4 protein-coding genes and 2 pseudogenes are annotated in these 4,715 nt (G+C 70.1%); 5 read left to right on the top strand and 1 reads right to left on the bottom strand.

The window, feature by feature from the left end:
* Nucleotides 1-203 (bottom strand): annotated as a pseudogene (locus FV222_RS29785) (DNA-binding protein); the annotation flags it as partial.
* Nucleotides 204-938: 735 nt separating this feature from the next.
* On the opposite strand from FV222_RS29785, the gene FV222_RS17890 reads away from it, so the two are divergent.
* The 5 genes and pseudogenes from FV222_RS17890 to FV222_RS31265 all read left to right on the top strand — a co-directional run.
* On the top strand, nucleotides 939-2,396 hold the full coding sequence (locus FV222_RS17890; protein WP_147750659.1) for a PAS domain S-box protein: 1,458 nt from the start codon (nucleotides 939-941) through the stop codon (nucleotides 2,394-2,396).
* Between the two features lie 398 nt (nucleotides 2,397-2,794).
* Nucleotides 2,795-3,139, top strand: coding sequence for a CsbD family protein (locus FV222_RS17885; protein WP_147765095.1), 345 nt, complete (start codon nucleotides 2,795-2,797; stop codon nucleotides 3,137-3,139).
* Nucleotides 3,140-3,177: 38 nt separating this feature from the next.
* On the top strand, nucleotides 3,178-4,092 hold the full coding sequence (locus FV222_RS17880; RefSeq protein ID WP_147815305.1) for a PhnA-like protein: 915 nt from the start codon (nucleotides 3,178-3,180) through the stop codon (nucleotides 4,090-4,092).
* An 81-nt stretch (nucleotides 4,093-4,173) separates the two neighbouring features.
* A complete protein-coding gene (locus tag FV222_RS17875; RefSeq protein ID WP_147815304.1) occupies nucleotides 4,174-4,377 on the top strand; it encodes a CsbD family protein in 204 nt (67 codons plus the stop codon).
* 106 nt (nucleotides 4,378-4,483) lie between these two features.
* A pseudogene (locus FV222_RS31265) lies at nucleotides 4,484-4,715 on the top strand (hypothetical protein); the annotation flags it as partial.

The raw sequence follows: 4,715 nt of genomic DNA, 5'->3' as shown, positions 1-4,715 counted from the left end.
ACCTCCGGGTCGTCGGGCCAGCGCAGGGACCCGAGCACCGCACGGGCGCCGGAGGCGAGCACGAGCTCGCCGCGGGGCTCGACCGCGGACAGGGTGTCGGCCCGCGCCGCCCCCGCTACGCATTCGCCAGCCCCGGATCGCGGTGCCGCCGAGGCGCAGGAGCGGGCGCCGAGGATCGTGGCGCAGGCCACGCCCACGAGCATCCGCCCCGTCCTTCCCATCGCCCCGCCTCCCGCGCCCCAATCGGAACACCGCGAATCCCTAAGGACAGCATGCCCCGGATCGGGCCGCTCCGCCCAGCGCAGGCTGGCAACAGGTCGGCCGCTTTGGGTTCCGGGTGGACTCGCGCTGCGACGATGGTACAAACGATCGGTACGTCTCCGTAGCTCAGCTGGACAGAGCACAGGTTTCCTAAACGCAAATTGGGCGCCGCATCGGGAAACCGCGCGGCGGATCCGCTCAAATTCGGGGAACGCTTCCGGTCCCGGCGATTCAGGTCGCCGGAACCCTGCCGATCCCGAGCCAAGCCCGCGCAGTGCCATGCACGGGAAGGTGTAGAGACTAGACGGGCGGCACCTAAGGGCGCCTTCGGGCGCCTACGGCGAAGGGATAGTCCAGGCCACGAACGCGGGCACCCGCCCGCGGCGGCGAAAGCCGAAGTGGTATGAAACCTGGGGTCGCAGGTTCGAGCCCTGCCGGGGACGCCACATCTCTCATCGCTGCGGAATGCGGCCGAGCGGCGGGGCATGGAAGCGCATGCGTCCACCCAACTTGAACGCCGTTCCGGTCCTGAGCCGGCTGCACCAGCGATCAAGACTACGGTGACGGGACGATCGTACCAGTGAAATCGACGGGAAGTGGGAACCAGTTGCTCGCGCAACGGTTGCCGCCGGGATCGTCCACCCTGGAACGATCCTTTCCCAGGACCACACCCACCCGTGACCGCGAGCGTCGACAGATCGGAACTCCGGCAGATCATCGCCGGCCTGACCGAAGGGGTGATCCTCGTCGAGCCCGACCAGAGCATCGTCTGGGCGAACGACGCGGCGCTCGCCATGCACGGCGCCGAAAACCTCGCCGAGCTCGGCGAGACGGTCGATGCGTATCGCGCCCGGTTCTCCCTGCGCTACCGCAACAACCGTCTGCCGGAGCAATACCCGATCGAGCGCGTGGTGCGCGGCGAGACCTTCCACGACGTCATCGTCGACGTGAAGCGCACCGACAAGCCGGACGTGGACTTCGTCCACTCGCTCCGCAGCATTGTGGTGACGGACGCCTCCGGCACGCCGAGCTGCCTCGCCCTGATCCTCCAGAACGTGACCCCGCAATTCGAGGCGGAGGAGCGGTTCGAGAAGACCTTCAACGCCAACCCGGCGCCGGCCGTGATCTGCCGGCTGTCGGACCTGCGCCACGTCAAGGTGAACGTCGGCTTCCTCGAGATGACCGGCTACACCCGTGACGCCGTGATCGGCCGCAGCGTCTACGAGGTCGACGTGCTGGCCGGGGCGCGCAGCCGCGACCTCGCGATCTCCCGCCTCAACGAAGGCGCCACCATCCCGCAGATGGAGGCCTGCCTCGAGCTGCCGGATGGCGGCACCCGCTTCGTCATCGTCGCCGGGCAGCCGATGGAGCTCGGCGACGAGCCGTGCATGCTGTTCAGTTTCGCCGACCTGGAGCTGCGCAAGAAGGCCGAGACGGCACTCCGCCAGAGCGAGGAGCGCTTCGCCAAGGCGTTCCAGCTGACGCCCGTGCCGACCATGCTGTGCCGGGCCGAGGGCTTCGCCATCACCGGCGTGAACGAGGCCTTCACCCGCGTCTTCGGCTACGGGCAGGACCGCGTGGTGGGCCGCACGCCCGACGAGATCGGCCTCTGGACGAAGGATGCGGCCCGCCTGCGCTTCGAAGGCGCCGTGATGCGTACCGGCTTCGTGCTCGGGCTCGAGACCTGCCTGCACGCGGAAAGCGCCGGCGACCTCGATTGCCTCGTCTCCGCCGAGCGCGTCACCATCAACGACGAGGCGTTCGTCCTGGCGGTGCTGCAGGACATCACCGACCGCAAGCGCTCCGAGCGCGACCTGTTCGAGGCGATCGAGGCGGTGATGGCCGACACGTCCTGGTTCAGCCGCGGGCTGATCGAGAAGCTCGCGAGCCTGCGTCATCCGGGGGCGGAGACCGCCGAGGACCCGACCCTCAGCCTGACCGTGCGCGAGCGGCAGATGCTCGGCCTCGTCTGCGCGGGGTTGAGCGACGACACCATCGCCAAGCGACTGAACCTGTCGCGCAACACCGTCCGCAACCACACCGCCGCGCTCTACCGCAAGCTCGGCCTGCACAAGCGCTCCGAGGTGATCGTATGGGCGCGGGAGCACAACCTGCCGGCAACGATCCCGAAATGAATAAATCAGAATACCAGTACTTTCGTACCATTGCCTCCGGAGGTGACGCCACCATCTCCAAGGTGACCCGAAGCTGAGGCCAAGCTCGGTCAAAGAGCACCGGAAGAGCACCCCACCAAGCGCAACGACAGTACGGCACCGGAGCAAGAACAGCGCGGGCCGAAACCGTCCCCTCGAACCTGTGCGGATCACGCCGCGCGTTCGATCGGACGGGATCGTGCCCAGCGAAACCAACGCACCCAGAACCGCAGGTCCGGCCCGAACGCGGGCAGAACCGCGCGGGCCACACCGAACCTCGTTTTTCGAAGTCCGACGCGAAGCCCGGGTCCACGCGCATGTCGTAGCCCGGGCGACGCGCCGCACACGTCTCCACACCCTCTCAGAACAGGACGGACATCATGGTCGATACGGATCGCGTCACCGGCGCAGCGAAAGAGTTCGTCGGCAGGGCACAGGGCGCCGTCGGCGACCTCGTCGGGTCGCGCAACGACTCGGTCGAAGGCCGCTTTCGCGAAGCGCAAGGCTCGGCCGAGAACCTCTACGGCCAAGCCAAGGACGCCGTCCGGAACGTCGCCGACGACGCCGCGGACTACGCCGAGGACGCCTACGAGAACGGCGGCCACTACCTGCGCCAGGGCCGTCGGGCCGTGAGCCACCAGGTCGAGGAGAGCCCCTTCGTCGCCCTGATGATCGCCGGCGCCGTCGGCTACGGCCTCGCCCTCCTCATCCATTCCCGCCGCTGACACCCGTCCTCGTCGCGTCTAGTCTTTCGGAGTCCATCGTGGCCACAACCTCCACCATCCCCACCGCACCCTCGGCGAGCGCCGTCTCGACCGTCCACCTGCACCAGGCCTCCTGGGGCGCGATCTTCGCCGGCGCCGTCCTGGCGCTGGTCGCCCAGGTGATCCTGAACATGGTCGGCGTCGGCATCGGCCTGTCCAGCGTCGGCGGTCCCGCCGCCGACAACCCCGCCGCCTCGACCCTGTCGATGGGCGCCGGCCTCTGGTTCGTCGGGTCCGGCATCGTCGCGTCGCTGGCCGGCGGCCTCATCGCCGGGCGCCTCTCGGGCAAGCCCATCGCGGGGGCGGCCGGCCTGCACGGCCTCGTCTCCTGGGCGGTGACGACGCTGGTCGTGCTCTACCTGCTCAGCTCCGCCGTCGGCGGCATCGTCGGCGGCGCCTTCTCCGGCGTGACCAGCACGCTGGGCGGTGCCGGCTCGCTGGTCGGCGGCACCGTGCAGACCGCGGCCCAGGCGGCCGCCCCGTCGCTGGCCCAGATCTCGAACCCGCTCGAGGGGATCGAGAAGTCGGTGCGTCAGCAGGCGGCCGGCCAGGACCCGCAGGCGCTGCGCGACGCCGCCGCCTCCGCGATCCGCGCCCTGCTCTCGGGCGACCCGGCGCAGAAGGCCCAGGCCGAGAACCGCGCCGCCGACGCGCTGGCCAAGGCCCAGGGCATTCCGGCCGACCAGGCCAAGACGCAGATCCAGGGCTACGAGAAGCAGTACGAGGCGGCGCTCGCCGACGCCAAGCAGAAGGCCAAGGTCGCCGCCGAGGCCACCCGCAGCGCCGCCACCCAGGGCGCGTTCTACGGCGCCCTGGCGCTGATCCTCGGTGCGCTCGCCGGCTTCCTCGGCGGCCGCTTCGGCGCCCCGAAGCTGCCGACCCTCGTCGCCGGCTACGACCCCCGCCGCGCCTGAGCCCCACCCGGCCGGCCCATACGGCCGGCCGGGACCGATCACCCACGCCACTCACCCCATTCTCTCGAAAGGAGCCATCCGATGAGCAGCACCACGGACAAGCTGAAGGGCTTCGCCAACGAGGCGGCCGGCAACGTCAAGCAGGCCGCCGGCAAGATCACGGGCAACGACGGGCTCGTCGTCGAGGGTAAGGCGCAGGAGCTCAAGGGCGAGGCCCAGCGCACCGTCGGCGAGGCCAAGGACGGCGTGTCGTCCCTGGTCGACAAGGCGACCGGCAAGCGCTGAAAGCCCACCGGCAAGCGCTGAACCCGAACGCCCTGGCCCGAAACACGGTGGGCGACCGAGCCGACGGCCCGGCCGCCCCCGACATCGTCGAATGCAGGAGAATCCCATGAACGGCGACCAGATCCGCGGTGCATCGCGCCACATCAAGGGCCGTGCCCAGACCGCGCTGGGCGGCCTCACCGGCGACCCGGCCCGCCAGGTCCGCGGCGCCGTCAACCAGGTGGCCGGCCTGCGCTACCAGCAGAACGACCCGGGCGTGATGGCCTCGCGCCGCTTCTTCGCCGAGGCCTTCGCCGGGCACGCCTACGGCCGGCCCTCGTCGGGCACGATCGAGGCGG

Origin of the sequence: Methylobacterium sp. WL103 (assembly GCF_008039885.1) — a bacterium.
Lineage (GTDB): Bacteria > Pseudomonadota > Alphaproteobacteria > Rhizobiales > Beijerinckiaceae > Methylobacterium > Methylobacterium cerastii.
This window is presented reverse-complemented; position numbering and strand designations above follow the sequence as displayed.

What these genes read in the sequence shown, in the direction of transcription:
- FV222_RS17885 (WP_147765095.1), top strand. Translation starts at nt 2,795, where the DNA reads ATGGTCGATACGGATCGCGTCACCGGCGCAGCGAAAGAGTTCGTCGGC.
- FV222_RS17875 (WP_147815304.1), top strand. Translation starts at nt 4,174, where the DNA reads ATGAGCAGCACCACGGACAAGCTGAAGGGCTTCGCCAACGAGGCGGCC.